At 59.4% G+C, this 24,309-nt stretch carries 19 protein-coding genes and 1 pseudogene; 16 read left to right on the forward strand and 4 right to left on the reverse strand.

Annotation, left to right across the window (positions count from 1 at the left end; translation table 11 throughout):
- Positions 1-3: 3 nt before the first annotated feature.
- From DTI93_RS00885 to DTI93_RS00895, 3 genes are all read left to right on the forward strand, one after another.
- On the forward strand, positions 4-1,140 hold the full coding sequence (locus DTI93_RS00885) for an asparaginase (RefSeq protein WP_081847739.1): 1,137 nt from the start codon (positions 4-6) through the stop codon (positions 1,138-1,140).
- Positions 1,141-1,213: 73 nt separating this feature from the next.
- Positions 1,214-2,443, forward strand: coding sequence for an SMP-30/gluconolactonase/LRE family protein (locus DTI93_RS00890; protein WP_081562955.1), 1,230 nt, complete (start codon positions 1,214-1,216; stop codon positions 2,441-2,443).
- A 134-nt stretch (positions 2,444-2,577) separates the two neighbouring features.
- On the forward strand, positions 2,578-3,480 hold the full coding sequence (locus DTI93_RS00895; protein ID WP_086431210.1) for a GIY-YIG nuclease family protein: 903 nt from the start codon (positions 2,578-2,580) through the stop codon (positions 3,478-3,480).
- Here the strand turns inward: DTI93_RS00895 and gpmA are convergent.
- A complete protein-coding gene (gene gpmA, locus DTI93_RS00900; protein ID WP_283162696.1) occupies positions 3,442-4,179 on the reverse strand; it encodes a 2,3-diphosphoglycerate-dependent phosphoglycerate mutase in 738 nt (245 codons plus the stop codon). The genes DTI93_RS00895 and gpmA overlap by 39 nt on opposite strands.
- A 182-nt stretch (positions 4,180-4,361) precedes the next feature.
- On the opposite strand from gpmA, the gene DTI93_RS00905 reads away from it, so the two are divergent.
- Positions 4,362-4,901, forward strand: coding sequence for an HdeD family acid-resistance protein (locus DTI93_RS00905; protein WP_081562957.1), 540 nt, complete (start codon positions 4,362-4,364; stop codon positions 4,899-4,901).
- Between the two features lie 68 nt (positions 4,902-4,969).
- On the opposite strand, the gene DTI93_RS00910 is transcribed toward DTI93_RS00905, so the two are convergent.
- Complete coding sequence (locus tag DTI93_RS00910) at positions 4,970-6,028, reverse strand: isocitrate/isopropylmalate dehydrogenase family protein (protein WP_086431147.1); 1,059 nt, start codon at positions 6,026-6,028, stop codon at positions 4,970-4,972.
- Between the two features lie 277 nt (positions 6,029-6,305).
- Between DTI93_RS00910 and DTI93_RS00915 the strand changes: the two genes are divergently transcribed.
- From DTI93_RS00915 to DTI93_RS00925, 3 genes are all read left to right on the forward strand, one after another.
- Entirely contained in the window at positions 6,306-7,616 is a 1,311-nt protein-coding gene (locus DTI93_RS00915; RefSeq protein WP_052349211.1) for a citrate synthase, read from the forward strand.
- 52 nt (positions 7,617-7,668) lie between these two features.
- Positions 7,669-10,356 (forward strand): aconitate hydratase AcnA, encoded by a 2,688-nt coding sequence (acnA, locus tag DTI93_RS00920; protein ID WP_408902097.1) that lies wholly within the window; start codon positions 7,669-7,671, stop codon positions 10,354-10,356.
- An 81-nt stretch (positions 10,357-10,437) separates the two neighbouring features.
- A complete protein-coding gene (locus DTI93_RS00925; RefSeq protein ID WP_043560795.1) occupies positions 10,438-11,094 on the forward strand; it encodes an invasion associated locus B family protein in 657 nt (218 codons plus the stop codon).
- 15 nt (positions 11,095-11,109) lie between these two features.
- Here DTI93_RS00925 and DTI93_RS00930 read toward each other — a convergent pair whose 3' ends face one another.
- Positions 11,110-12,315, reverse strand: a complete 1,206-nt coding sequence (locus DTI93_RS00930) for a multidrug effflux MFS transporter (protein ID WP_086431146.1) — start codon at positions 12,313-12,315, stop codon at positions 11,110-11,112.
- 181 nt (positions 12,316-12,496) lie between these two features.
- Here DTI93_RS00930 and DTI93_RS00935 point away from each other — a divergent pair, with 181 nt between their 5' ends.
- The 6 genes and pseudogenes from DTI93_RS00935 (at position 12,497) to DTI93_RS00960 (ending at position 19,561) form a co-directional block, all read left to right on the forward strand.
- Positions 12,497-13,765 (forward strand): glutamate-5-semialdehyde dehydrogenase, encoded by a 1,269-nt coding sequence (locus tag DTI93_RS00935; RefSeq protein ID WP_408902098.1) that lies wholly within the window; start codon positions 12,497-12,499, stop codon positions 13,763-13,765.
- Positions 13,766-14,002: 237 nt separating this feature from the next.
- The gene (locus DTI93_RS00940; protein ID WP_081562962.1) at positions 14,003-14,404 is read left to right on the forward strand and encodes a hypothetical protein; all 402 of its coding nucleotides are present in this window, start codon (positions 14,003-14,005) and stop codon (positions 14,402-14,404) included.
- Between the two features lie 32 nt (positions 14,405-14,436).
- Positions 14,437-14,553 (forward strand): annotated as a pseudogene (locus DTI93_RS00945) (NAD(P)-dependent oxidoreductase); the annotation flags it as partial.
- A 231-nt stretch (positions 14,554-14,784) separates the two neighbouring features.
- Positions 14,785-16,233, forward strand: a complete 1,449-nt coding sequence (locus tag DTI93_RS00950; RefSeq protein WP_249079350.1) for an alginate export family protein — start codon at positions 14,785-14,787, stop codon at positions 16,231-16,233.
- Positions 16,234-16,481: 248 nt separating this feature from the next.
- Positions 16,482-18,011, forward strand: a complete 1,530-nt coding sequence (locus tag DTI93_RS00955; RefSeq protein WP_249079352.1) for an alginate export family protein — start codon at positions 16,482-16,484, stop codon at positions 18,009-18,011.
- A gap of 134 nt (positions 18,012-18,145) precedes the next feature.
- Positions 18,146-19,561: an amino acid permease gene (locus tag DTI93_RS00960; protein ID WP_249079353.1), complete on the forward strand. Its 1,416-nt coding sequence runs from the start codon at positions 18,146-18,148 to the stop codon at positions 19,559-19,561.
- 122 nt (positions 19,562-19,683) lie between these two features.
- On the opposite strand, the gene DTI93_RS00965 is transcribed toward DTI93_RS00960, so the two are convergent.
- Positions 19,684-20,112: an EamA family transporter gene (locus tag DTI93_RS00965; protein ID WP_249079355.1), complete on the reverse strand. Its 429-nt coding sequence runs from the start codon at positions 20,110-20,112 to the stop codon at positions 19,684-19,686.
- 247 nt (positions 20,113-20,359) lie between these two features.
- On the opposite strand from DTI93_RS00965, the gene DTI93_RS00970 reads away from it, so the two are divergent.
- Genes DTI93_RS00970 through DTI93_RS00980 form a run of 3 tightly spaced genes read left to right on the forward strand, consistent with a single transcriptional unit; the run spans position 20,360 to position 24,231 of the window.
- Positions 20,360-21,847, forward strand: a complete 1,488-nt coding sequence (locus DTI93_RS00970; protein ID WP_081562965.1) for a carbohydrate porin — start codon at positions 20,360-20,362, stop codon at positions 21,845-21,847.
- Between the two features lie 10 nt (positions 21,848-21,857).
- Complete coding sequence (locus DTI93_RS00975; protein WP_249079356.1) at positions 21,858-23,024, forward strand: hypothetical protein; 1,167 nt, start codon at positions 21,858-21,860, stop codon at positions 23,022-23,024.
- Positions 23,025-23,034: 10 nt separating this feature from the next.
- Complete coding sequence (locus DTI93_RS00980; RefSeq protein ID WP_249079357.1) at positions 23,035-24,231, forward strand: Dyp-type peroxidase; 1,197 nt, start codon at positions 23,035-23,037, stop codon at positions 24,229-24,231.
- Positions 24,232-24,309: the final 78 nt, after the last annotated feature.

Below are 24,309 nucleotides of genomic sequence, written 5' to 3' on the forward strand. Positions count from 1 at the left end.
GTCATGACCATCCGACACACGCTGAACAGTCTGAAACCCCATAAGGGGGCCCGGCGCTGCCTGAAGCTGGTTTTTTCCGCTCTCAGGGTTCTTCCGCTTGGTACCGGGCTGGTGGCCGCCACCCCGGCTTCGGCGCAGGCAGGGCAGGGCATGGGGCGGTTGCCCCGTGTGCTCGTTCTGGCCACGGGGGGGACCATAGCGGGAAAGGCGGACCCACGTTCTGCCATCGGTTATGATGCAGGCTCGACAACGGGGCAGCAGCTTGTGGCCGCTGTGCCGGGTGTGGACAGGCTGGCCCAGCTTCAGGTGGAGCAGATCGCCAACATTCCTTCGCAGGACATGAATCACAAGGTCTGGTTCCGGTTGATGGAGCGTATCAATCAGGCTTTTGCCCGGCATGAGGCCGATGCCGTAGTCATCACCCACGGGACGGATACGATGGAGGAGACAGCCTTCTTTCTGGATACCGTCCTGCATCATGACCAGCCTGTGGTGATGACAGGGGCCATGCGTCCGGGCTCGGCCATCAGTGCGGATGGTCCGGCCAACATTTATGAGGCAGTCAAGGTGGCAGCCCATCCGCAGGCGAAGGGGCGGGGGGTGCTGGTCGTGCTGAATGATACCATCCATGCGGCCCATTGGGTCAGCAAGGCGGACAGCACGGTCCTGCAGACCTTCGTGTCCCGACAGACAGGGCCTGTGGGTATTGTGGACCCTGCCGCCGTACGCTTTTACGGGCCGCCGCGGCCCCGTCTGTTCCTGTCCCTGCCGGATGGCGCAACGCTGCCTGCTGTGGATGTGGTGTATGCGCATGCGGATATGGATGGTCGCCAGATTGATGATGCCATCCGTGCCGGTGTGAAGGGGATCGTCATTGCTGGAATGGGGGATGGCAATGTGTCGGCCCAGGCCATGCAGGCGTTGGACAGGGCCGTCCGGGCGGGGATTGTAGTCGTACGTTCCAGCCGTGTCGGTGACGGGTTTGTCAACCGTGATGTGGAAGTGGATGATGAGGCCCATCACTTCGTGGCGTCGTATGACCTCAACCCGCAGAAGGCCCGTCTGTTGCTGCAGCTGCTCCTGGCCGGTGGGGTGCAGGATGTCCAGGCCGTGCAGCGTGCTTTTGCCTTCGGGTATTGATTGCGTCGTGCTGAGTTCTACCTTGGTGTGAGTGCTGGATGTCGCATGAAACGGGCCGGGGGAGGATGTGAATATGGATGAACCGATGCGGGATGGAAAAGCAGGGGCTGGTGGTTCTGCCGGCCGTCTGACACGCCGCGGTCTGCTGGCGGGTCTTGCAGGGGTAGCGGCGTCTCCCGTGGCGGGACATGCTCTTGGGTCCATCGTGTCGGGCCCGAGTGTGATTTCCTCCCCGCCCCGGACATGGGGTGCGGAGGAGACACCGGTCAATCTGCCCGACCCTGACGTGCTGGCGCTTGATCCATCCTTCGGGCTTGTGAATTACGGCAATGCTCCCTTGCGGAAGCTCTGGCAGGGGGCTGGCTGGCTGGAAGGCCCGGCCTGGTGTACGGTCGGGCGTTTTCTGCTGCTGAGCGATACGATTACGGGGTGCCAGTATCGCTACGACCCGGAGGATGGGCCGCAGGGCCATGTGAGCCTGTACCGGCGGGAAAGTTTTAATGCCAATGGCAACACGTTTGATGCTGAAGGGCGGCTGGTGACCTGTGAGCATGGGATGCGCCGGGTCATACGCTGGGAGCATGATGGCAGTGTCACCGTGCTGGCGGACCGGTACAGGGGCAGGACGCTCAACTCTCCCAATGATGTCGTGGCAGCACCCGATGGCAGCATCTGGTTCACAGACCCGGCCTACGGGGACGGAGTGGTGGAAGGCCACGCCGATGTGGATGGCCCTGCCAATCCCCAGCGTCATCTCAATCCTTATCTGGATGCGGAGCTGACAAGCCAGTATGGCGGGTTGCGTCGGCAGGAGGATCATACCTTCCGGGTGGATGCAAAAACCGGGAAGGTGGAGGCCGTGCTGGGGCAGAAGGATGTGGCAGGGCCCAATGGTCTCTGTTTTTCCCCTGATGGTAGCCGGCTCTATGTGGCGTCCTCTGGTGTGGGCCCTGGTGCGCAGCCGCCTTTGCCGGACCATGCCATTCATGTGTTCGACCTGAAACAGGGGCGGCCGACCAACGGGCGTCTCTTCACGGATTTTACGCTGGCTGGCCGGGCCATGCGCCCTGATGGCCTGCGCACCGATGTGGAGGGCAACCTCTGGTGCGGTGCCTGGGGGCCGCTGGGGCTTTGCGGTGTGTTCATCTATAATCCACATGGCCAGATGATTGGCCGTATCCGCCTGCCTGTCGGCTGTTCGAACCTCACTTTTGGGGGGCCGAAGCGCAATATCCTCTATATGTGCTGCGGGACGGCCCTGTTCAGCCTCATCACCGCCACGCAGGGTGCGGGGCACAGCTGAAGTCCTTTGTAGAGTTTACCCACAGTTTCCGCGGATGGAATGGTGGATGATCTGGGGATGAGCGTGTGAATAGCGGGTATGGAAAACGGCAGTCCGTTTTCTGATGTTTTTTGGAAGGACAGGACGGAATGCTCATGCCACATCCTCAGACCATCGAGATTTTTTTGCCGTCTGGGGATCCCCAGAGTCTGCGTGTCGCCTCGGTTGTGACCCGTACTGTCAGTCTGGTTGAAATTCCCCGGTCACAGCTGCGTCTTTTTTTACAAAGACCGGAAGCAGGGCGGGTGGGTCTTTATTTTCTTTTCGGGGAGGAAGATAAGACGGAACGGCCGAAAGTATATGTTGGTCAGACCGGAAAGTTGGGGGAGCGGCTGAAGCAGCATAACGGGGAAAAGGATTTCTGGAACAGGGCTGTGGTGGCTGTCACGTCGACGGATGTCTTGACCGAGGTGCATGCCCGTTTTCTGGAGGTGTGGTCTCTCAGGCAGGCAGAGGCGGTCGGCCGGTATGTGCTGGACAACAGACAGAAAGGCGGGGATTTCCCGCACATGTCTCCCTCCATGAGGGCTGTCTGTGATGAACTCTTTGAGACCATCAGCATTCTGTTGACGACTCTGGGGTATCCTGTTTTTAAACCGGTCCTGGAGCAGTTTCCTTTAGGTGAAGGGCAGGTTGCCCAAGTGCAGGATGATGTACCGGAACTGTTTTTCTGTCGAGGGACTGGTGTTGAAGGGCGGGGCCACTATACCGAAGAAGGCATGGTGATTTTGGCAGGGTCTTATGGACGCAGGTCTTCTCCGAGATATGAGGAATATGCTCCCCGTGCGGCGGAGGGGCGTCAGGAAGCTCTTGACAACGGTCTTTTGCGGTTGGAGGGAGAAAGGCTGGTGCTGACACGGGACACGCTTTTCAAGAATCCTTCGCCAGCTGCCAGCTTTTTGTTGGGACGTTCTGCCAACGGTTGGATAGAATGGAAAGATGGAGAAGGGCGTACCCTGTCACAACGGATGCGGGATGTCGTCGAGGATGATGTCTGAAGGTTCCAGATAGTGGGGCTGTTCAGGGTTGCCGGTATCATCCATTTCATAGACAAGTGGCGTGCCTGTCGGGATTTCCAGCGTCTGCGTTTCCTCGGGGGACAGGCCGTCCAGATGGCCGATGAGGGCCCGCATGACAGTCCCATGCGTGATGACAAGCAGGGACTGGCCCTGCCGCAGGGCTGGCAGCAGCGTATCCTGCCAGTAGGGCAGCACCCGCTTCATGGTCATGGCCAGACTTTCGGCGCAGGGAAGATCGCATCTAGGGATGGAGGCATAGCGGGGGTCGTTCCCCGGATGGTGCGGGCTGTCCGGCTTTACAGCTGGCGGTGTGACGTCAAAACTCCGGCGCCATTGCTGCACCTGTTCCCGACCGTAGCGTGCGATGGTGTCGTCCTTGTTCAGCCCCTGCAGGGCACCATAATGGCGTTCATTCAGCCGCCAGCTCCTGTATTCCGGCAGCCATGACTGGTCCAGCTCGTCCAGACAGTGATGCAGTGTGTGGATGGTTCTTTTCAGCATGGAGCTGTGGGCTGCATCGAAGAGGAAGCCGTGGTGCCGCATCAGGCGGCCTGCCCTGCGGGCTTCCTCATGGCCGTTGGCGGAGAGGTCCAGATCATTCCAGCCCGTGAACAGGTTGGCCTCATTGCCCAGGCTCTGCCCGTGGCGCATCAGCACCAGCTTTGCCCCCGTCATCATGAGGGTCCTCCTTTCTGCTCCATGCCGTACTGTCATGCATGTGCGCATGGCAGGCCAAGATGGCAGGATATGTCAGGCTGGAAAAGATGGCAGGCATCATTATTACGCATGGCTTCTGATACTTGTCAGAAATGTGAATATACGTCATCCTTTTCAGGGAAGATTATGGAGGGATAAGGCTCATGACTGATAATCAGCAGAAAAATCTGGTAAAGCAGGAAGGTAATTGTGGAATCGTCATGGGGGCCCTGATCGTCCTCACGGGTGTGCTTGTGGCCATGACACCCGTGCTGAGCATCATCTCTCTTACGGCCCTCATTGCGGTCGGGCTTCTGTTCGTCGGGGTTTTCACGCTGGTGGATGTGTTCCGCCGGACAGGTATGGAACGCCGGATGCTGGATGGTCTCCTGGGTATTTTCTTCATCATCCTGGCCATCCTGATCTTCTTCAATCCCGTAGGGTCGGCCATCGGGCTGACGATCTGGGTTGCTGCATGGTTCATCGTGCGTGGCGTGATGGAGCTGGCCGGAATGGGGGCTTCGCCTTATGGCCGCAGCTTCATGGCGCTGGATGCCATCGTCAATATTGTTCTGGGCGTGACACTGTTCTGCATCAACCCGATCACGGCACAGGCGGCGCTGGGCTATTATGTGGCTATCAGCCTGATGTTCTGGGGCTTTTCGGTCATCCATCGCAGCATCCTGCTCAAGCATCTGGTCTGAGCCCTGCTTTCAGGCCTGGATGAGGTCAGAACCCGGCCAGAAAAGGCCGGGTTTTTTCATGTTCCGGTTCAGGGTTTCTCCAGGGCGTTTATGACGGCTCTGGTGAACTGGTCTGTTGTGGCCGTGCCACCGAGGTCGCCCGTGCGTGTGCCGTTCTGGAGTGTCTGGATGATGGCGGTTCTCAGGCGGGTGGCCAGGGCTGCATGGTTTGTGTGGTCCAGCATGAGGGCGCCTGCGAGCAGGAGAGCCGTGGGGTTCGCCCTGTTCTGTCCGGCAATGTCGGGAGCGGAGCCATGCACGGCCTCGAAGATGGCCATGTCTTTTCCAATATTGGCCCCCGGAGCCAGTCCCAGCCCACCTGTCAGACCGGATATCTGGTCGGAAAGGATGTCACCGAACAGATTGGTGGTGACAATCACATCAAACTGGGAGGGGTCGAGGCAGAGCTGCATGGCGCAGGCATCCACGATCCGTTCATCACAGGCGATGCGCCCTTCATAACGGGCGGCAACCTTGCGTCCTGTTTCCAGGAAAAGGCCGCTCATCAGCTTGAGGATGTTGGCCTTGTGGACCAGCGTTACCTTTCTGCGACCATGGGCCAGTGCATAGTCAAAGGCATGGGTCACGATGCGTTCGCATTCGGCCCGTGTTGTATAACCAGCTGAAAGAGCCATGCCCTGCGGGTCATCGCCCTGGGGAAGATAATAGTCACGGGCGGCGTAATAACCCTCGATATTTTCCCGGATGAGCACGATGTCCAGCCCGTCATAGCGGCGCAGGTCATCCCGTGGGAGAAGAGTGCGGGCAGGGCGTATGTTGGCGTAAAGGTCGAATTTCTGGCGCAGTGTGACATTGACGGAGCGGAATCCCGTGCCGCTGGGCGTGGCCAGCGGTGCCTTGAGGGCAAGGCGGGTGCGTTCCAGGCTGCGGAGGGTGGCGTCCGGCAAAGGGGTTCCTTCGTCTTCCAGAGCATGGACTCCGGCTTTCTGCTCGTCCCAGAGGAAGGGGGCGCCAAGGGCCGCCAGAACCTCTTTTGTGGCCCGTGTGATTTCCGGGCCGATTCCATCACCGGGAATCAGTGTTACGGGTATGGGTTGTCCTGCTGTGGAGGATGTGTGGGCTGACATGGGGGAATTCTCCCTGAAAATGGGGCTGTGTGCCCTCTTCATGCCCGTGGTGGGTGAACCTTTCTGTCTGGCCGGTGGCATGATCCGCCAGAGAGCACCAGCTCATCATGCTTCATGGGAATGTGACAAGAGCTGGAAGATAAAGATTTTTTTGTAGAGCATGATGCTTGCGGGGGCAGGAACTATGTGCGTTACTCAAATATAACGATACCGAAATTAAATGGACTGTTCCGGTGTCGTTTCGCAGGGAGGTCACATCATGGGGATCCGTGAAGTAATGGCAGCACAGCAGGATGCCGGGCAGTGGGTGCTTCGCAGGGTGGAGGGAACCGCGCAGGAGGTGCCGCTGGGCAGCATGAAGGGGCAGCTGGGGCCGGATGTGGTGGACATGCGGACCCTCTACCGGCGGGCGGGTGTGTTTTCCTATGACCCCGGTTTTGCCAATACGGCATCCTGCATGAGTGCCATCACCTATATTGATGGTGAGGCCGGGATATTGCTGCATCGTGGCTACCCGATTGAGCAGCTTTGCCAGAAAGCGAGTTTCCCGGAAGTCGCCTGGCTGCTGTCGCACGGAGAGCTGCCTGATGCACGGCAGAAGGCCCGTTTCGAACATGGGTTGATGGCTGAGGCACATCTGCATGAGCAGATACGCAACTTCTTCAACGGGTTCCGGCGGGATTCCCACCCCATGGCCATGCTCTGCGGGACGTTGGCTGGCCTCTCCAGCTTCTATGGCAATCAGGGAGCGGACCAGCGGCACCGTATCACATCAGAGGAGCGGGAGATGTCTACCCTGCGGCTTGTGGCCAAGATGCCGACTCTGGCAGCCTGGGTCTACCGCTACAGCCGGGGGTTGCCGCTGATCTACCCCCGTCCGGGACTGAGCTATGCGGAGAACTGTCTGCACATGCTCTTCTCCATGCCGGAAGCAGCCTGGGAGGTGAATCCGGTTCTGGCACGGGCCTTCGAGAGGATTCTGATCCTTCATGCCGACCATGGGCAGAATGTTTCTACATCCACCGTGCGGACGGTGGGGGCCACGGGGGTCAATCCTTTTGCGTGTGTCGCTGCTGGTGTGGCGGCGCTCTGGGGGCCAGCACATGGCGGTGCGAACGAGGCCGTGCTGGATATGCTGGATGAGATCGGTACGGTGGACGGCATTCCGGATTTTATGAACCGTGTCAGGAATCAGGAGGATGGTACGCGGCTGATGGGCTTTGGCCACCGTGTTTACAGGAATCTGGACCCACGGGCCGGGCTGATGCGGAACATCTGCCATGAAGTGCTGGCAGAGCTCGGGATGGATCATGATCCCCGTCTCGAGCTGGCCATGAAGCTGGAAGAGACAGCCCTGAATGATGAGTATTTCATCTCCCGGCGGCTTTATCCCAATGTGGATTTCTATTCCGGAATCATCCTCCGGGCGATGGGGATTCCGTCCTCCATGTTCACGGTGTTTTTTGCTGTGGCCCGTACAGCGGGATGGGTTGCCCAGTGGAAGGAAATGCTGGAGAGCCGCGCAGGCATCAGCCGTCCCCGTGCCCTTTATGTCGGGCCGGACAGGCGGGATGTGCCGGCGTCCTGAGGAGCAGCCGGCTGAAGAAACAGGGCACGAGACTGGCAAGCGGGAGGGCATGATGACTGGAACAGACAGGACAGCCGGGCAGGGGGGCATTCCATGGCAGAGGCTGGAGCATGAGGGGCAGAGTTATCGATATGTATCGCTCCCCCAGGCTCTGGCCGGAGCGGGGGAGAAGGCGCGACGCCTGCCTTATGTGTTGAAGATCGTTCTGGAGAACGTGTTGCGGCAGGGGCAGCATGATGCGGCGGCGCTGGTGACGGGTTGGGCTGAGACCTGCCATGCCGAAGGTGAGATTCCGTTCCGTCCGGCCCGTATCCTGATGCAGGATTTTACAGGTGTTCCCGCTGTGGTCGATCTTGCCGCCATGCGTGACGGCATGAAACGGCTGGGTGGTGATCCGGAGGAGGTCAATCCGTTCATCCCTGTAGATCTTGTGATCGATCATTCCGTGACAGTGGATGTGGCGGGGCAGAAAGATGCTCTGGAGCAGAATGTGGCCCACGAGTTCAGCCGCAACCGGGAGAGGTACAGCTTTCTGCGCTGGGGGCAGCAGGCATTCGACAATTTCCGGGTCATTCCGCCAGAGGCCGGCATCTGCCATCAGGTGAATCTGGAATATCTGGCTCCGCTGGTCATGTGGAAGGAGGAAGAGGGCGTGACGACCCTTTTCCCGGATACGGTCTTCGGAACAGACAGCCATACGACCATGATCAACGGCCTTGGTGTTCTGGGCTGGGGTGTTGGTGGCATCGAGGCCGAAGCCGCCGCTTTGGGAGAGGCCATTGCCATGCGTCTGCCCGATGTGGTGGGGGTGTATCTGGAGGGACGGTCCGCTCCCGGCGTGACAGCGACGGACATCGTGCTGACCCTGACAGAACAACTCCGGGCGGAAGGGGTTGTCGGCAAGTTTGTGGAGTTTTTCGGTCCGGCGCTGGATCACCTGCCGGTGGCGGATCGGGCCACCATTGCCAACATGGCACCTGAATATGGAGCGACCTGCGGCTATTTTCCACCCGATGCACTGGCCATGGACTATCTGACCCTGACAGGCCGTTCGCCGGATCATGTCCGGCTCGTGGAAGCGTACCTGCGGCAGCAGGGACTGTTCCGGGAGAGTAATGAAACACCGCTTTTCACCACTGTGCTGAGTCTGGACCTGGGGACTGTGAAGCCTTCTGTTGCCGGGCCGAAAACACCCTCCCAGCGTCATGACCTTCCTGCCGTGGCAGAGACCAGCCGGGCCGCCTTGGCGGCTGAAGGACAGGGGGATGTCCGTTTCCCCATCTGCACGAAGGATGCCGCCCTTGCGGGGGAAAGCCTTGGTGCCGGGGATGTCGTGCTGGCAGCCATTACATCCTGCACCAATACATCCAACCCTGCGGCCATGCTGACAGCAGGGCTTCTGGCCCGGAAGGCCCGTCAGCGGGGCATGAAGGTGGCACGGCGCATCAAGACCTCTCTGGCCCCGGGCAGCCAGGCCGTAACCCGGTATCTGGAACGGGCCGGTCTGCTGGAGGATTTCAGTGCGTTAGGGTTTGAGATCGTTGGTTATGGCTGCACGACCTGCATCGGCAATAGCGGCCCCTTGCAGGCTGACATTGCCCGGACGATCACGGAGCATGATCTGACAGTTGCCGCAGTGCTGTCCGGGAACCGTAATTTCGAGGGGCGTGTTTCCCCTCATACGAAGCTGAATTACATCACCAGCCCACCGCTCGTGATGGCCTATGCCTTGGCCGGGACCGTGACACGGAATCTTGCGGTGGAACCTCTTGGCCATGATGAGGCCGGTCAGCCTGTCATGCTGGCCGATATCTGGCCCGGCGGGGATGAGGTGGCGAATCTCATGGCGCAGTCCGTCGTGGCGGAGGCCTTTGCCCGTGGCTATGCGACTGTGGAGCAGGGGCCTGCCCAGTGGCAGGCACTGGGAGACGGCAAGGCCGGTGCAACGTTTGCGTGGGATGGGTCTTCAACCTACATCCAGTCACCGCCGTGGCTGGAGGAGGCTGCCGGCGTGACGGGGCCAATCCGCAAGGCCAGGATTCTGGCCCTGTTCGGGGACAACATCACGACGGATCATATTTCTCCGGCCGGAACGATTGCCATCGGTTCGCCTGCTGCCCGGTATCTTGAGGAGCATGGCGTCTCACCGGCGCAGTTCAACTCTTATGGCAGCCGCCGTGGGAATGATCGTGTCATGGCACGGGGGACATTTGCCAATATCCGTATCCGTAATGAGATGATCCCCGGTAGTGAGGGTGGCGTGACCCGGCACTGGCCAGATGGGGAGGAAGGAGCCATTTTCGATGCTGCTGCCCGGTATCAGCAGGAGCAGGTACCGCTGGTGGTGGTAGCGGGGCGGAATTACGGCATGGGGTCATCACGGGACTGGGCAGCGAAAGGCCCCCGTCTCCTGGGGGTAAAGGCTGTCATTGCCGAGGATTTCGAACGGATTCACCGGGCCAATCTGGCAGGGATGGGGGTTCTGCCCCTTACCTTTCCCAAGGGGGTGACCCGTCAGACGCTCGGCCTGACGGGGCAGGAAGAAGTGAGCATCGACCTTCCGGCCCGGCTTGAGCCCCGGCAGCCTGTCCGTGTGTGTTTTACGGCACCGGATGGCATGGAGCAGGTCGTGCAGGCCACCCTCCAGCTGGAGACGGAGGCTGAGCTGGCCTATGTCGCCCAGGGGGGTATCCTGCCTTATGTGTTGCAGCGCATTGCGGATGGCGGGAGCGTGCGGTGACGGCATGGTCCATGTTTTCCTGATGATGTGTGTGCCGGTTGGTGTTACGGTGGCGGCATGACCGTAGAAGGAGAAAGAAAGATGTTCAGACGCCCTCATGCCGTCATGGTGATGACACTTGGTCTGCTGTCTGCCGTGCCAGCTTCTGCGGCTGGGCCGAAGGATGGTCGGGCCGCAGCTGTGGAAGCCGTGACGGAAAAAGGGGGAGGTCTGCCGGAAATCATGGCGGCTGAACATCCGGGAGTAACGGCCCGGTCCGCCTTTGCCGGGCCATGGCGCTATGGTTGTGCCTATCCGGCCAAGGGCAGCCGACAGGGGACGCAGTTCTGCACCATCCAGCTGGAACGCATGACGGGGACGACGATGGATAGCGGATTTTTCCTGCTGGCTCATGCCACGCCAGACCTCATCAGGAAGCCGCTGGCCCAACAGCCCTGGCAGATCAGCCTGAACCTGCCGACACGCTTGCCGTTCGACATGAAGGCCACTCTTCAGCTGAGCGTGGATAACGGGCAGGCCGTGCCTTTGCCCCTGCAATCCTGTGACGAGACAGGCTGCATGGCCCAGCAGGAGCTTCCGGCCAGTGCCGTGCAGGCTCTGTCATCGGGGAAGACGGCACAGCTGACGGCGAAGACGAAAACGGGCGAGACATGGGCCTATGAGTTCCCGCTCTCCGACATCCAGACGGGGATGCAGCAGATCGCAGGCTGGCTGGAGCGGGGCGAGCTGAACCCGTAAGAAGCGGGCCGGCCTTCAGCCCTTCCTGCCATCACGGATGAGCAGCAGGAAGACGAGGCTGAACAGCGAGGCCACGCAGATGATCGTGGCCATGGGGCGGGGTGTGGCATCCGCCAGCAGCCCCACCAGCCCGGACCCGATGATGCCGCTGCCATAATGGACGGCTCCCGTCATGGCGGAGACGGTGCCCGCATGGGCGGGGTCATCATGCAGGGCACCGGAGAGGGAATTGGCCACGATGAATCCGGCCATGGCGACATAGAGGAAGAGCGGCAGGAACAGCCCCCACAGCCCGCCATAATCAGTCCAGACATCAGCGACCAGCCAGAGCGAGACCAGAACGCTGATGATGACCCCCATGACAAGCAGCCTGTCGCTGCCCCAGGCGTGGACCAGCCGGGCATTGATCATGTTGGCCGTCATGATGCCCACGATGCCCATTCCGAAGAGCAGCGCATAGAGCAGGGAGGAGGCGTGGTGGTAGCTGATATAGGCAAAGGGGGAGCCGGAAATGTAGGCGAAAGTCCCCGCATAGTAGCAGCCGCCGGCACAGGCATAGCCCAGCAGGCGGGGGCGGCGGATGAGGTGGGCATAGTGTGAGAAGGCATGGAGAACGGAGTGGGGGCGTTCATCCCGCTTCGGCAAAGTCTCCGGCAGGAAGAACAGGCTGCCGAGCATGATGAGGCCCACACAGACCAGACTGACGAAGATGGCCCGCCAGCCCCAGAAGGCCAGAATCTGTCCGCCAACCAGCGGGGCCAGCAGAGGCGTGATGGCCGTGACGGTCATCAGTGTGGAGAGCATCTGGGCGGCACGGTGGCCGTGATAGAGGTCCCGCACCATGGCCCGGGCGATCACGACATTGGCGCAGGCCCCGATGGCCTGAAGGAGGCGGAAGGCGATGAGCGTCGTGATGGAACCGGCAGCGGCACAGCCTGCCGACCCGAGAGTGAACAGGACCAGCCCGATGGCAATGGGCAGCCGTCGGCCATAATGGTCACTGACCGGCCCCCAGATGAGCTGGCTGAAACTGAACCCCACCAGATAGCCGGAGATCGTCCAGGCCATTTCACCCCCCGGCGCCTGCAGGGCCTGCGCCATGGTGGGCATGGCTGGCAGGTAGAAATCGGTGGAGATGGCCGCAAACCCCATCAGGACGCTGAGAATCCCCAGCAGGCGGAGGGAGTGGACGGTTGGTGGCTGTGTGGCGGTGGAGGACATGCCTCAAGAGATGCGGGGCCGTTGTCGGCCTGTCAAGCAGGGGCGGTATATGGGCATGACGGGTTTCTGCCGGAGTGACCTTGCCATGCCGGTCCAGATCGGCACGATGGGGCTGGTGATGGATGGTGCGGATCATCCGGCAGCGGGAGGCCGGGCCGATGGAGATGGAGGAGAAAGACCCATGCCGACAGGAACGCAGACGGACACTCACGTCCCGCCCATGCATGTGCTGGCACGGCGTGCCCGTGAGGCAGTCGGGATTCTGGCCGTATGTCCGGCAGGGCAGCGGACGGCGGCACTGCGCCATGTGGCCGCAGGCTTGCGGGACGGAACGGAAACCTTGCTGGCTGCCAATCGCCGGGACCTTGAGCAGGCCAGTCTCAGCCCGTTCTTTCAGGAGAGGCTGACCCTGACGGCGGAACGGCTTGAGGGCGTGGCCCGCAGCGTGGACGCCCTTGCGGGCATGGAAGACCCGGTCGGACAGGTTCTGGCCGCATGGCAGCAGCCGAATGGCCTGAAGCTGCGCCGTGTGGCCACGCCACTTGGCGTGCTGGGGATGATCCATGAGGGGCGGCCCACCGTCGGGGTGGATGCGGCCACTCTGGCCATCCGGTCCGGCAATGCCTTGCTGCTGCGGGGCGGGCCGGAGAGTTTTCACAGCACACAGGCCCTGCATCATGTGATCCAGCAGGGGCTGGCCCGTGCTGGCCTGCCGGAGGATGCCGTGCTCATGGTGCCGGATGCCGGACCGGAGCATGTGGGAGACATGCTCCGTGCGGCAGGGCTGATCGACGTGACTGTGGTCCGTGGCGGGCGTACGCTGGTGGAGCGTGTGCAGGCCGAGGCACGGATGCCGGTTCTGGCCCATGCGGCGGGGCTGTGCCACAGCTACGTCCATGCGGCGGCGGATCATGAGCTGGCCCGGAGGGTCGTGCGCAATGCCAGGCTGCGCCGTCCCGGCATCTGTGGGGCCACGGAAACGCTCCTGATCGACGCTGCCATTGCTCCGGGTCTCCTGCCGCAGCTTGTGGCCGATCTGGCAGCGGAGGGCTGCACCTTCCGGGCTGACGAGGCCGCCCGCAGCATCCTGCCGGAACTGCCCGCTGCCACGGAGGAAGATTTTGCCACGGAATGGCTGGACAAGGTTCTGAACATTTCCGTTGTGGCAGGGGTGGATGCGGCACTGGCGCATATTGTCCGCTTCTCGTCCCGTCATACGGAGGCGATCCTGACGGAAGATGAGGCCGTGGCGCAGTATTTCATGCAACGTGTCCCCAGTGCCATCGTGATGTGGAACACCTCGACGCAGTTCAGTGATGGTGGTGAATTCGGACTGGGTGGGGAAATCGGCATCATGTCAGGCCGCCTGCCGCCCCGTGGCCCGGTTGGCCCGGCCCAGCTCATGACATGGCGTTATGAGGTGCACGGAACAGGGCAGCTGCGCCCGTGACGGACCGGGATGACCCTTCCAGACCATTCCTGAACCGGAACGGGCCGTGCATGGTCATGTAAACGGATCGTGACGTGAAACCGTTTGATGCGCTCCGGGAGGGCAGTTGACGTGCGGGGCGGGGCAGAAGGTGGTCTTCATCAGGAAGAGCTGTTGAACTGAAACAGCTTGACGTGATGGCCGATATTCGCAGAAGGTCGTCTTCATCAGGAAGAGCTGTTGAACAGGAGATGCCCCATGTTCCGAGATGAGATGGATACGACCCGGCCAGGTGAGGCTGCTGCCAGCCATGAAGGCGAGGGCGTGTCATCCGTGGGCAGGTGGGCGTTTTTCTCCGGTGTGGCGGCTTTTGTCATTGGTTTGCTTCTCGCCGCTCCTGTAGTTGCCGAAGCTGCTCCCCTCTCCATTCCTGCCACCATTACCATGACCATGCCCAAGGGTAGCGAGACAGTCATGGTCTGTACGTCCAAGTTGAATCTTTCGGACGTACAGGTTGCTTGTCGTCCTACTGAGAAGGTCGTCAAGAAGTTCCTGATAATGGCAGGGATTTTCGAAGTGGTTGGCATCGTCCTTCTTGTTCTTCTGATTGAGGGCATTGCCTTCTTTCTTCGGAAGCTGTGGTCACGGAGGAAGTCATGACGTTCTTGTGTGAACAGGAGACACCCTAGTACCGTCCCGGACAGCCGGTGGAGATTGCGCCGGTCTATGTCACCCTGGCCTCTCAGGAGAGCAGCTACGTGACTGGGCAGGTCTGGGGCATCACCGGCGGTGACGGCGTACCGGGCTGAGGGAAGGCGGGCTGCCTGTGGAGAACATGAGGCGCAGGCTCTTTCGAAATATTTTTCCGAGATCGTAACATTCTCTGGGCTGCATTCTCTGGATTATACGGCAGACATGAGGTAATAAGCCGCCAGAACAGCCTGAGAATAAGGATGGTCATGGCGGCAAGGGTGCGGAAACTGCTTTGTACAGCTGCAATGTCGGCTGGTGTTTTTACCGCTTCTGAAGCATCTGCGGACGTGACCCTGTTGTCCCGCAAGGATATCACCCTGAATGCCGCTCTCGATATTGGGGGTGATGCCTTTTATTTCCCCAATGCCAATTTTGGCACGGGCTCTTATGCACCGCACAAGGCGGGTTATTACACACGCACGAAAAATGTTGGTCTTGGTGAGCTGTATGGCCAGCCCATGCTTTCAGGCACATGGCAGACCCCGTGGGGTTTTTCGGTGTTCGGGTTGGTTTCGGCCATCGGGTCCACGACGTTGGGTGACGGCGATGCAGAGAGCGTGAGCCAGACCTCCGGCACGCCCCGGCAGGTGAATCTTGAGGATGCCAATCTGGGCGTGAAGATTCCGCTGAATGGGAAAAGACGTCTGATCATCGAGGGGGGACGGCAGAAATTCCAGATTGATGACGGTTTTCTCATGGGGAAGGGAGCCTACAGCTCTGGTGAGCGTGGGGCCTGGTGGTATGCGCCCCGGTTTGCTTTCTCCGGGCCGGGGGTCATCAAGTATGAGGGGACATCCATCCGGTCCGATGTGTTCATGCTGGAGAACAACAGCAACAACCGGCAGACCTACGGCAATGACAAGCCGGAAACGAAGTTTGTCGGTTTTGACGTGACGCTCTTTCGCAGCCGTCCGGATGGAGATGGCGGCTCGTCCTACGGAGACCGGGCGGCCTATGTCACGCTGACCTATTTTTATGTCCGCCATGCCGACAAGGGAGCGGCCTACGATTACTCCAACAGGGCGGACCGGCAGGGCATGAGCGTGACGGCCCTGAGCTGGGGGGGAACGCCCTTTGCGATGAAGAGCCGCCCCTTCACGAAGAACATCACCTTCTATGGCAATTTTGTTTCCGAGCAGAACAGCCACGCAGGCAATGGGTACAAGGGGGTCAGTGCCTATGCCGTTTATGTGGAACCGGGCTATACGTTTTCCCGGGTTCCGTGGCGGCCTCATGTTTTCTACCGTTACACCCGCTTCAGCGGGGGGCGGGATCCCCACAGCCGGACGAAGCACAATTACGATACGTTTTTTCTTTATGATGGTGCCCGTTACACGTACGGCGGTTACTGGCCGGGGGAGATTGTGGGGAACAACATGTCCCCACTCTCCAACATGGAGGTCCATCAGTTTGACATTACCGGTGTGCCGCCCGTCCATCTGCTGAAGAAGGATGATGAGCTGAAGCTTGGCCTGCATTTTTACGATCTTGCCTATCTGTATCCCACGGGCGCAGGCCTGCCTGCGGGTACGAAGCGACATATGTCGGATGAAGTCAACGTTTCAGCAGAATATGCTTTTGATGCGAATACATCCGGTGCGATTGCAGCGGGTGCTGCCTTTTCTGGTCCAGCAGGGCGGGCACTGGCCAAGGCTGGCGTGCCGGATGGACAGACCATGCCGAAGATCCATGGAGCTTCCGGTGTAATGGAAATTTATTTTTATAAACATTTTTAATATTAGCGCCCATCATTCCGTTTCTGTTCTTCTGTCCGGTTTGATACGGAACAGGGCGTGGAAGGGTTAATAAACTGCCATTTAGAGCGTGTTTTCGTGAGGCAGTATCGTCATGATGAAGAAAAAGAATAAATTTTATATTGTCTCCATTTCATAGACCGTACTGATAAACAAGTCAGACGGTCGATAGACAAGGAACGGTTCTTCTGTAATAAAATTGTGAGGAAAATTTCCAAAAGGTTCCTCATATGTCATCAAAACTGCGGAAACTCTTCGTTTCGTTGGCCGCTTTGGGCAACGTTTATGTGATTTCTGACGCTTATGCTGACCAGACACTTGTTGCGACCAGAAACATTTCTCTCAAGGCCTCTCTGGATATTGGGGGTGATGCGTTCTTTCTGCCCAATACCAACTTCGGGACAGGGTCGTACCGTGAAAAGCGGACGGGCGGCTATGCCCTCATCAAGGATACGACGTATGCCGAGCTGTACGGCAAACCCATTCTTGCAGGGCAGTGGAAAACGCCCTGGGGGTTCAGCGTATTCGGGCAGGCATCGGCCATTGGCTCCACGACATTGGGGGATGGCGATGCCGAGAGCATTTCCCAGACGACACGGACCCCTCGTGCAGTCACGCTGGAGGAGGCCAATCTGGGCATAGACCTGCCCTTCAACAAGGAGCGGAAGCTGATCATTGAGGGAGGACGGCAGAAGTTCCAGATTGATGATGGCTTTCTGATGGGGAAGGGTGCTTACAGCTCCGGGGATCGTGGCGCCTGGTGGTATGCGCCCCGGTTTGCCTTTTCCGGCCCTGGTGTCATCAAATATCAGGGGAAGGCGCTGCGGGCGGATGTCTTCATGCTGGAGAACAACACCAACAACAAGCAGACCCGCAATAATGACAGGCCGGAGACCAAGTTTGAGGGGTTTGACATCACATGGTTTCGCAGCAGGCCAGGAGGGGATGGCGGGTCCGTCTACGAGGACAGGGCGGCTTATCTGACCCTGACCTATTTTCATGTGCGGAAGGCGAATATCGGTTCAGCCTACGACTACGCCAATCGTGGGGACAGGCAGGGGATGAATGTCAGTCAGCTGAGCTGGGGTGGTACGTTCGTGCCCATCCGGGCGCTGGGTATCTCAAAGCACTTCACGCTCTATGGCACATTCGTTTCCGAGCAGAACAGCCATGCGGGCAATGGTTACAAGGGGGTCAGTGCCTATTCGACATATATCGAGCCAGGCTATACGTTCACCAGCCTGCCATGGAAGCCGCACGTCTTTTACCGTTATACCCGTTTCAGCGGGGGGAAAAACCCACATAGCCGGACGAAGCACAATTATGATACGTACTTTCTGTACGATGGGCGCCGGTATACCTATGGTGGCTACTGGCCGGGGGAAATCACGGGCATGTATCTGTCTCCCCTGTCCAATATGGAGATCCATCAGGTGGATCTGACAGGTGTCCCACCCGTCCATCTGTTGCGCAAGGCGGACGAGCTGAAGCTCGGCCTGCATTTCTACGACCTGTCTTTTCTCTACCCAACAGGGTCGGGTTTGTCCCGCAATGTGGGGAGCCACATGTCGGATGAGCTTGATTTCTCCGCAGAATACACGTTTGATGGCAACACATCAGGAGCGATCGCTGGTGGTGTTGCTTTTGCGGGGCCAGCGGGAAAGGCACTGGCAAAGGCCGGTGTTCCGGGAGGCATGCCTATGCCGCCCATACATGGGACATCAGGTGTGCTGGAGCTTTATTTTTACCGTCACTTCTGAGAAGGAACGGAGTTTTAATCTGTTCCGGCTTCCATTTTGACAGTAGATGTTACAAAATGGGAATGACTTAGCGGAGAACCCGTCATCTACTGGATGGGCGATTTGCACAGCCAACTATTCATAAGGACCTTTTCATGAAGGAACCCACCACTGACCAGGCTCAGGCCGAAGATAAGGGGCTCTCGAGTCGTCATATTGCGATGATTGCCCTCGGCGGCGTGATCGGCGCCGGGCTTTTTGTTGGTAGCAGTGCCGCCATTGCCAAAGCGGGACCAGGCATTGCGCTTGTTTTCGTGGCCGTCGGATTCCTGATCATGGGGATCATGCGGATGCTTGGCGAGATCGTTGTCAGCGACCCGGGGCGTGGCTCCTTCGTGGAGTATATCCGCCTTGCGCATGGTGACCGGATCGGCTTTGCCTCCGGCTGGCTCTACTGGTTCTTCTGGGTGGTCGTGATCGGCTCGGAAGCCATCGCTGGTGCCATGATGCTGCGGGACTGGATCGACCTGCCTGTCTGGCTGCTGTCGATCATCCTCATCCTCAGCATGAAGTTTGTGAATTTCTTTGCCCCGAAGATTTTTGGTGAGTGCGAGTTCTGGCTTTCCAGCATCAAGGTTTTCACCATCGTGGCCTTCATCCTGCTGGCGCTGCTGTATGTCTTGCATGTTTTTGGTCCGGGTGTGCCGGTCCATCACAACCTGTTTGGTCGTCGTGGGCTCTTCCCCAACGGGATCGTGCCGCTGCTGGCGCTGGTGCCGACCGTGCTGTTCACCATGATGGGCTCCGAGATCTCCACCGTGGCGGCGTCCGAGACGTCTGATCCGGGGCAGAATGTCTCCCGTGTGACGCGGACACTCGGCCTGCGCATCATGATGTTCTACGTTTCCTCCATCTGCCTGATCACGATGATCGTGCCGTGGTGGAGCCTGTATCCGGGCAAGTCCCCGTTCGTGGCCGTGCTTCAGACCATGGGTGTGCCGGGTGCTGCGCTGATCATGCAGATCGCCATTCTCAGCGCCGTGCTGTCCTGCCTGAACTCCAGCATGTACATCACGTCCCGCATTCTGACAGAGCTGGCCATCCAGGGGGATGCTCCGGCGTTTCTGGTGCGTACGTCGCCGGACAAGGCGCCCCGCATGGCCATTACCATCAGCTCCGTGGCTGGTCTTCTGGTCGCCTTCTCCTCGATCTTTGCACCGAGCGAGATTTTCGGCTTCCTGTTGAACTGTAGTGGTGGTCTGATCCTGCTGACTTATGCGCTGATTTCCACGACGTACATCGTGCTGCGCCGCCGGAGCAAACGCTCTGGGACGAGCAAGCACTTCACCCTGCCGCTTTTCCCGTATCTCAGCCTCCTGTGCCTGGGTGCCATCATTCTGGTATTCGTGGCCATGCTGATCAATCCGGGTGAGCGCAACACGGCTTTTGCTTCTCTCGGTACGGCGGTCGTCTGCTACCTGATGGCCTGCAACTTTGCCAGCCGTCTGGCTCCCGTAACGACGGAAGAGCCGGCTGCGGTTGAAGAAGAAACCGGTAAAGAAGGCGAGTAAGCTGGAGGAAGAGGGAAGGCCTGCCTCCCTCTTCTGACAGAAGAGTCTTTTCTGAAGAAAACGGACCTGCCCTCTGGGTGGGTCCGTTTTTTTTTGTGGCGACTGATAAAGGGGAGAAAGGTCTACCCCAGGGAGACCAGAATGGCTCCCAGCCCGATGAACAGGACTCCCAGCCAGCCCTTGAGGGAGAGTTGCTCCCCGAGGACGGTGACACCGAGTATGGCCACGAAAACAACGCTCAGTTTGTCAAGGGGGGCAACACGGGCAGCATCGCCCAGCTTTAGGGCACGGAAATAGCAGAGCCATGAGGCCCCCGTCGCCAGACCGGATAATAGCAGGAACAGGCAGCCCCGCATGTTGAAGCCTCTGGTCTCGTGAAATTTGCCTGTAATCAGCAAGATCATCCCCAGTACGCCGAGTATGACCAGCGTGCGGATGAAGGTGGCCAGGTCGGAATCAATGTTGTTGACGCCAATCTTGGCGCACAGAGCTGTCAGTGCAGCAAAAACTGCTGAAAGCAGAGCCCAGAAGACCCATGAGGTGGAAAGCATGATGATGTGTCCTCCTGATATTGTGGCAGAGACGTTCTGAAAGATGATCGGATGGGCCTGCGGGCTGTCTTTGTGTTTCAATCATGGTGGGGAGTAGACATCATGGCAATTCTGCTTCTTTGATGGGAATGGGCTGTTCAGAGTGCTGGTAACGTCTTTCAATTGCGAATGAGAATCAATTTTTAATTGAATCGAAAAATTTTTCCGATATCAATAATAAGAATCATTAACAGTTATCGGAGCCGCCATGCCCACCCTTACTTTCAGAAGGCTGTTCACCCGGTCCCGTTATTGTGCTGTGCAGGTTGCAGTGATTGGCCTGCTCTCGTTTTTCATGGAAAGTACAGCTCAGGCCCGTGCCCCCGTGGTCAATCTGGGCAATGCCGCAGCGGCAGGGGATGAGAGTGCAGACGGCCTCTTCGGGTTTCTGTCAAACTGGAAACGGGATTCCAACCTGCTCGGCAGCATGTGGGGCCTGCGGACAGCCATGGGGAAGGCGGGGCTGGTTTTTGCCCTTCAGGAGACGTCGGAGATTTTCGGCAATGTCACGGGGGGAACACGGCGGGGAGCCGCCTATGACGGCCTGACTGTTGCGGTGCTGCAACTGAATACGCAGCGGGCCTTTGGCTGGTACGGCGGTACCTTTCAGGTCAGCATGGAACAGATACATGGGCGCAGTCTCAGTGATGACAATCTTCAGGTGGCCCAGACCATCAGCGGGATCGAGGCAGACCGTTCCACCCGCCTGTGGGAAATGTGGTTTGACCAGAAATTTCTGGACCAGCAGGCTCTGGATATAAAGATCGGCCAGCAGAGCCTGGACCAGGAATGGATGGTGAGCAGCAATGCGCTCGTGTTTGCCAACACCATGTTCGGCTGGCCCATGGTGCCTTCGGCGGACATGCCCGGTGGCGGACCGGCCTATCCGCTCTCCTCACTGGGGGTGAGGGCGAAATACTGGATGGCCACACCATTATATGTGCAGGCTGGCGTGTTCAGTGGCAGTCCTGCTCATAATGTCAGTGTGGATGCTCAGAAGAGCAATCCATCCGGGACGAGTTTCGTGTTGAACCGGGGTGTGCTGGCTCTGGTGGAGTTCCAGTATGTCTATCCCGCCCTGGGGGCCATGGTCTCGCCAGATCAGGCCGATGCGCTCTCACGGGTCTATCGCATCGGGGCCTGGTATGATTCCGAGCCTTTTGCGGACCAGTACTGGGACAACATGCACGTGCCGCTTGCGTCTCCGGCCAGCAGTGGCGTGGCCCGCCGTCACCGTGGCCTTTTCAGCCTGTATGCGGTGGTGGACCAGATGCTGTGGCACAGCCATTACGATCCCAACCGGACATTCAATGTCTTTGGCCGGGCGATGGGGACGCCGCAGTCCGACCGTGCGCCCAACGATTTCAGCCTGAATTTCGGCTTCACGTTCAAGGACCCGCTGCCATACCGGCAGGATGACACGCTGGGGCTTGCCATGGGCTACACGCATTTCAGCAAGGCGCTGGCCAAATTTGACAGGGCGACCCGGTTCTACAACGGGAGCTACATGCCGTCCCAGAGCGGGGAAACCTACATGGAGCTGATGTATCAGTGCCAGATGACAGGCTGGCTCCAGCTCCAGCCGGACTTCCAGTACATTTTCAATCCGTCAGGTGGGGTGCCGAACACTCTTCACCCTGACAGGCGCGTGAAGGACATTGCTGTCCTTGGTCTGCGTGCGATCATTGCCCTGTAGGAGGTGCTTCATGAAACAGTTTCTACGCAGAATGCTGCCCGGCCTGGCCTGCCTCGCTTTCGCCGCCGTGTCTGCTCCACAGGGAGGGGAGGCTGCTCCGAAGGGATTTCTGGAGACCATCCACCGCCATGCCATGCTGGCCTCCACAAGTCCGGGCAATGGCGATCTCAATCCCTATGCGATCTATCTGGTGCCGCAGGACATGGGCAGCCTGAAGAAGGATGAGGTGCTCATCACCAACTTCAACAATGTGAACAATCTTCAGGGAACCGGCACGACCATCGTGGCCTATTCGCCCGTGACAAAAAACATACGCCTGTTTGCCAGTGCCCCTGCCAATCTGGCAGCCTGCCCGGGGGGGATCGGCTTCACGACAGCCCTGACGGTGCTCAAGGCGGGTTGGGTCATTGTTGGCAGCACGCCAAGCAAGGATGGGACAACAGGCACGAAGGGGGATGGCTGCCTTCTGGTTTTTGATGCCAACGGAAAATTCGCCACGGCGTGGAAAGGACCGGACATCACGGGGCCGTGGGGGAATATTGCCAGCATTGATAACGGAGACACGGCCACGCTTTTCATCTCCATGGCGGCGGCGGGGCTGCCAAGCCCCTATGTTCTGGACCCGGCAACGCATTATCCACCCATCCTGCACAATGCGACGGTCATGCGTTTCAATCTGCATGTTCCGCCGGGTAAGCCCCCTGTGCTGGACAGACAGTCAATCATAGCGACCGGGTTTGCCGGTCGTGCCGATCGTGACAATTTCCTTTTTGGGCCAACCGGACTGGCTCTGGACAGTGACGGCACGCTGTATGTCACGGATGGCTATGATGAGGAGGTCACGGCCATTGATGATGCCGTGAACCGCACGACCCCCGTGACACGTCAGAATGATGCCGTGGGGCGCATCATCACCAGAGGGCAGCTGCTCAACTGGCCACTGGCGATGATCTGGGTGCCGGGGCATCACCTGCTGGTGGCCAACGGGCGCAACGGGCAGGTTGTCGAGATAGACCCCGTGGCGAAGAAACAGCTCTATGCCCAGTGGGTGGACAATGACCAGGCCCAGCAGCCCCCGGGCAATGGCGACCTGTTCGGTCTGGCGATGACCCCTGACAACAGGGGATTCTATTATGTCGAAGATGACATGAACACGCTCAATGTTGCCCTTCCGTGAAAGTAGAACCATGACATTTTCTCTTTCCCGCCGCACTCTTCTGGGGGGGGCGCTGGGGCTGGCAGGGCTGGAGCTGATGCGCCCCGCCACCAGCCTTGCGATGGCCTCTTCCCTGCGTCATCAGCCTGGCATCATGCTGCCGCAGCTGCCGTTCCTGTATTTCATCACGTTTGATCTCACGGCGGAGAAGAAGGCCGATGTGGCCGACATGATGAGGGCATGGACGGAGGCCGCCGAGGCCCTGATGGCGCACCGGCCCGCCCCGCATCTTGTTGATTCCGGTGATGTGGATGGTCTGGAGCAGGCGAGCCTGACCCTGACCTTCGGCTTCGGGCCGGGGTTGTTCACGAAGGAGGGGAAAGACCGGTATGGTCTTGCGGACCGGCGTCCGGCTCCGCTGGCCGACCTGCCCCGCTTTACGGGGGATCAGCTCGTTCCGGCCCATACGGGGGGTGATGTCTGCATCCAGAGCTGTGCGACGGATCCGCAGACGGCCTTTCATGCCATCCGCATCCTGGCCCGTCTGGCCGACGGCAGGGCAACCCCACGCTGGGCACAGACCGGTTTTTCACCGGAGTTTGGCCGGCATCAGACACCCCGCAATCTGATGGGCTTCAAGGATGGCACCATACAGCCCGATATAGCCAATCCCGCCGTGGCGAAGCGGGTCCTCTGGGCAGCCTCGACGGACGAAGCGTGGATGCAGGGGGGAACCTATCTTGTGGCCCGCATCATCCGCATTGCCCTGGAGCATTGGGACCGTACGAGGACGGGCTTTCAGGAGGAGACGATGGGGCGTCAGAAGCAGAGCGGTGCCCCCATTGGGGGGCATCATGAATATGAACCCCTAACGCTGAAGCAGACGGATAAAGACGGTAACCCCATTACGCCTGAAAATGCACACGCCCGCCTTGCCGCCCCGCAGGAGAATGGCGGTGCGGAGCTGCTGAGGCGGTCTTATTCCTATGACAACGGTTTGAGCTACATTGCCGAACGCTGGCCCCCGTGGCGGCAGGGCAATGAGTTTGACGCCGGGCTGATGTTCCTTGCCTATCAGCAGGACCCCCGCACGGCCTTCACCAGGATATTCGAGCGCATGTCGAAATTCGACATGATGAACCAGTACACGACCCACATAGGCAGTGGCCTGTTCGCCTGCCCGGGGCGTCTTGATGACCATTACATAGGTCAGGAGCTGCTGGGGTGAGGGAAGGGTCTTTCCTTGTTGGTCTCGTTGTGGGGATAAGGGGATATCAGGTTTAGGCTTGCCATAACTCCCATGCTG

Source organism: Parasaccharibacter sp. TMW 2.1884, from assembly GCF_023337695.1.
GTDB lineage: Bacteria > Pseudomonadota > Alphaproteobacteria > Acetobacterales > Acetobacteraceae > Bombella > Bombella apis.

Bases quoted from the DNA above. Each gene is read 5' to 3' on its own strand.
- DTI93_RS00935 (WP_408902098.1), top strand. From the start codon at position 12,497: ATGCCGACAGGAACGCAGACGGACACTCACGTCCCGCCCATGCATGTG.
- DTI93_RS00925 (WP_043560795.1), top strand. From the start codon at position 10,438: ATGTTCAGACGCCCTCATGCCGTCATGGTGATGACACTTGGTCTGCTG.
- DTI93_RS00940 (WP_081562962.1), top strand. From the start codon at position 14,003: ATGTTCCGAGATGAGATGGATACGACCCGGCCAGGTGAGGCTGCTGCC.
- gpmA (WP_283162696.1), bottom strand. From the start codon at position 4,179: ATGATGACGGGGGCAAAGCTGGTGCTGATGCGCCACGGGCAGAGCCTG.
- DTI93_RS00890 (WP_081562955.1), top strand. From the start codon at position 1,214: ATGGATGAACCGATGCGGGATGGAAAAGCAGGGGCTGGTGGTTCTGCC.
- DTI93_RS00930 (WP_086431146.1), bottom strand. From the start codon at position 12,315: ATGTCCTCCACCGCCACACAGCCACCAACCGTCCACTCCCTCCGCCTG.
- DTI93_RS00915 (WP_052349211.1), top strand. From the start codon at position 6,306: ATGGCAGCACAGCAGGATGCCGGGCAGTGGGTGCTTCGCAGGGTGGAG.
- acnA (WP_408902097.1), top strand. From the start codon at position 7,669: ATGACTGGAACAGACAGGACAGCCGGGCAGGGGGGCATTCCATGGCAG.
- DTI93_RS00905 (WP_081562957.1), top strand. From the start codon at position 4,362: ATGACTGATAATCAGCAGAAAAATCTGGTAAAGCAGGAAGGTAATTGT.
- DTI93_RS00960 (WP_249079353.1), top strand. From the start codon at position 18,146: ATGAAGGAACCCACCACTGACCAGGCTCAGGCCGAAGATAAGGGGCTC.
- DTI93_RS00980 (WP_249079357.1), top strand. From the start codon at position 23,035: ATGACATTTTCTCTTTCCCGCCGCACTCTTCTGGGGGGGGCGCTGGGG.
- DTI93_RS00970 (WP_081562965.1), top strand. From the start codon at position 20,360: ATGCCCACCCTTACTTTCAGAAGGCTGTTCACCCGGTCCCGTTATTGT.
- DTI93_RS00975 (WP_249079356.1), top strand. From the start codon at position 21,858: ATGAAACAGTTTCTACGCAGAATGCTGCCCGGCCTGGCCTGCCTCGCT.
- DTI93_RS00965 (WP_249079355.1), bottom strand. From the start codon at position 20,112: ATGCTTTCCACCTCATGGGTCTTCTGGGCTCTGCTTTCAGCAGTTTTT.
- DTI93_RS00885 (WP_081847739.1), top strand. From the start codon at position 4: ATGACCATCCGACACACGCTGAACAGTCTGAAACCCCATAAGGGGGCC.
- DTI93_RS00910 (WP_086431147.1), bottom strand. From the start codon at position 6,028: ATGTCAGCCCACACATCCTCCACAGCAGGACAACCCATACCCGTAACA.
- DTI93_RS00895 (WP_086431210.1), top strand. From the start codon at position 2,578: ATGCCACATCCTCAGACCATCGAGATTTTTTTGCCGTCTGGGGATCCC.
- DTI93_RS00955 (WP_249079352.1), top strand. From the start codon at position 16,482: ATGTCATCAAAACTGCGGAAACTCTTCGTTTCGTTGGCCGCTTTGGGC.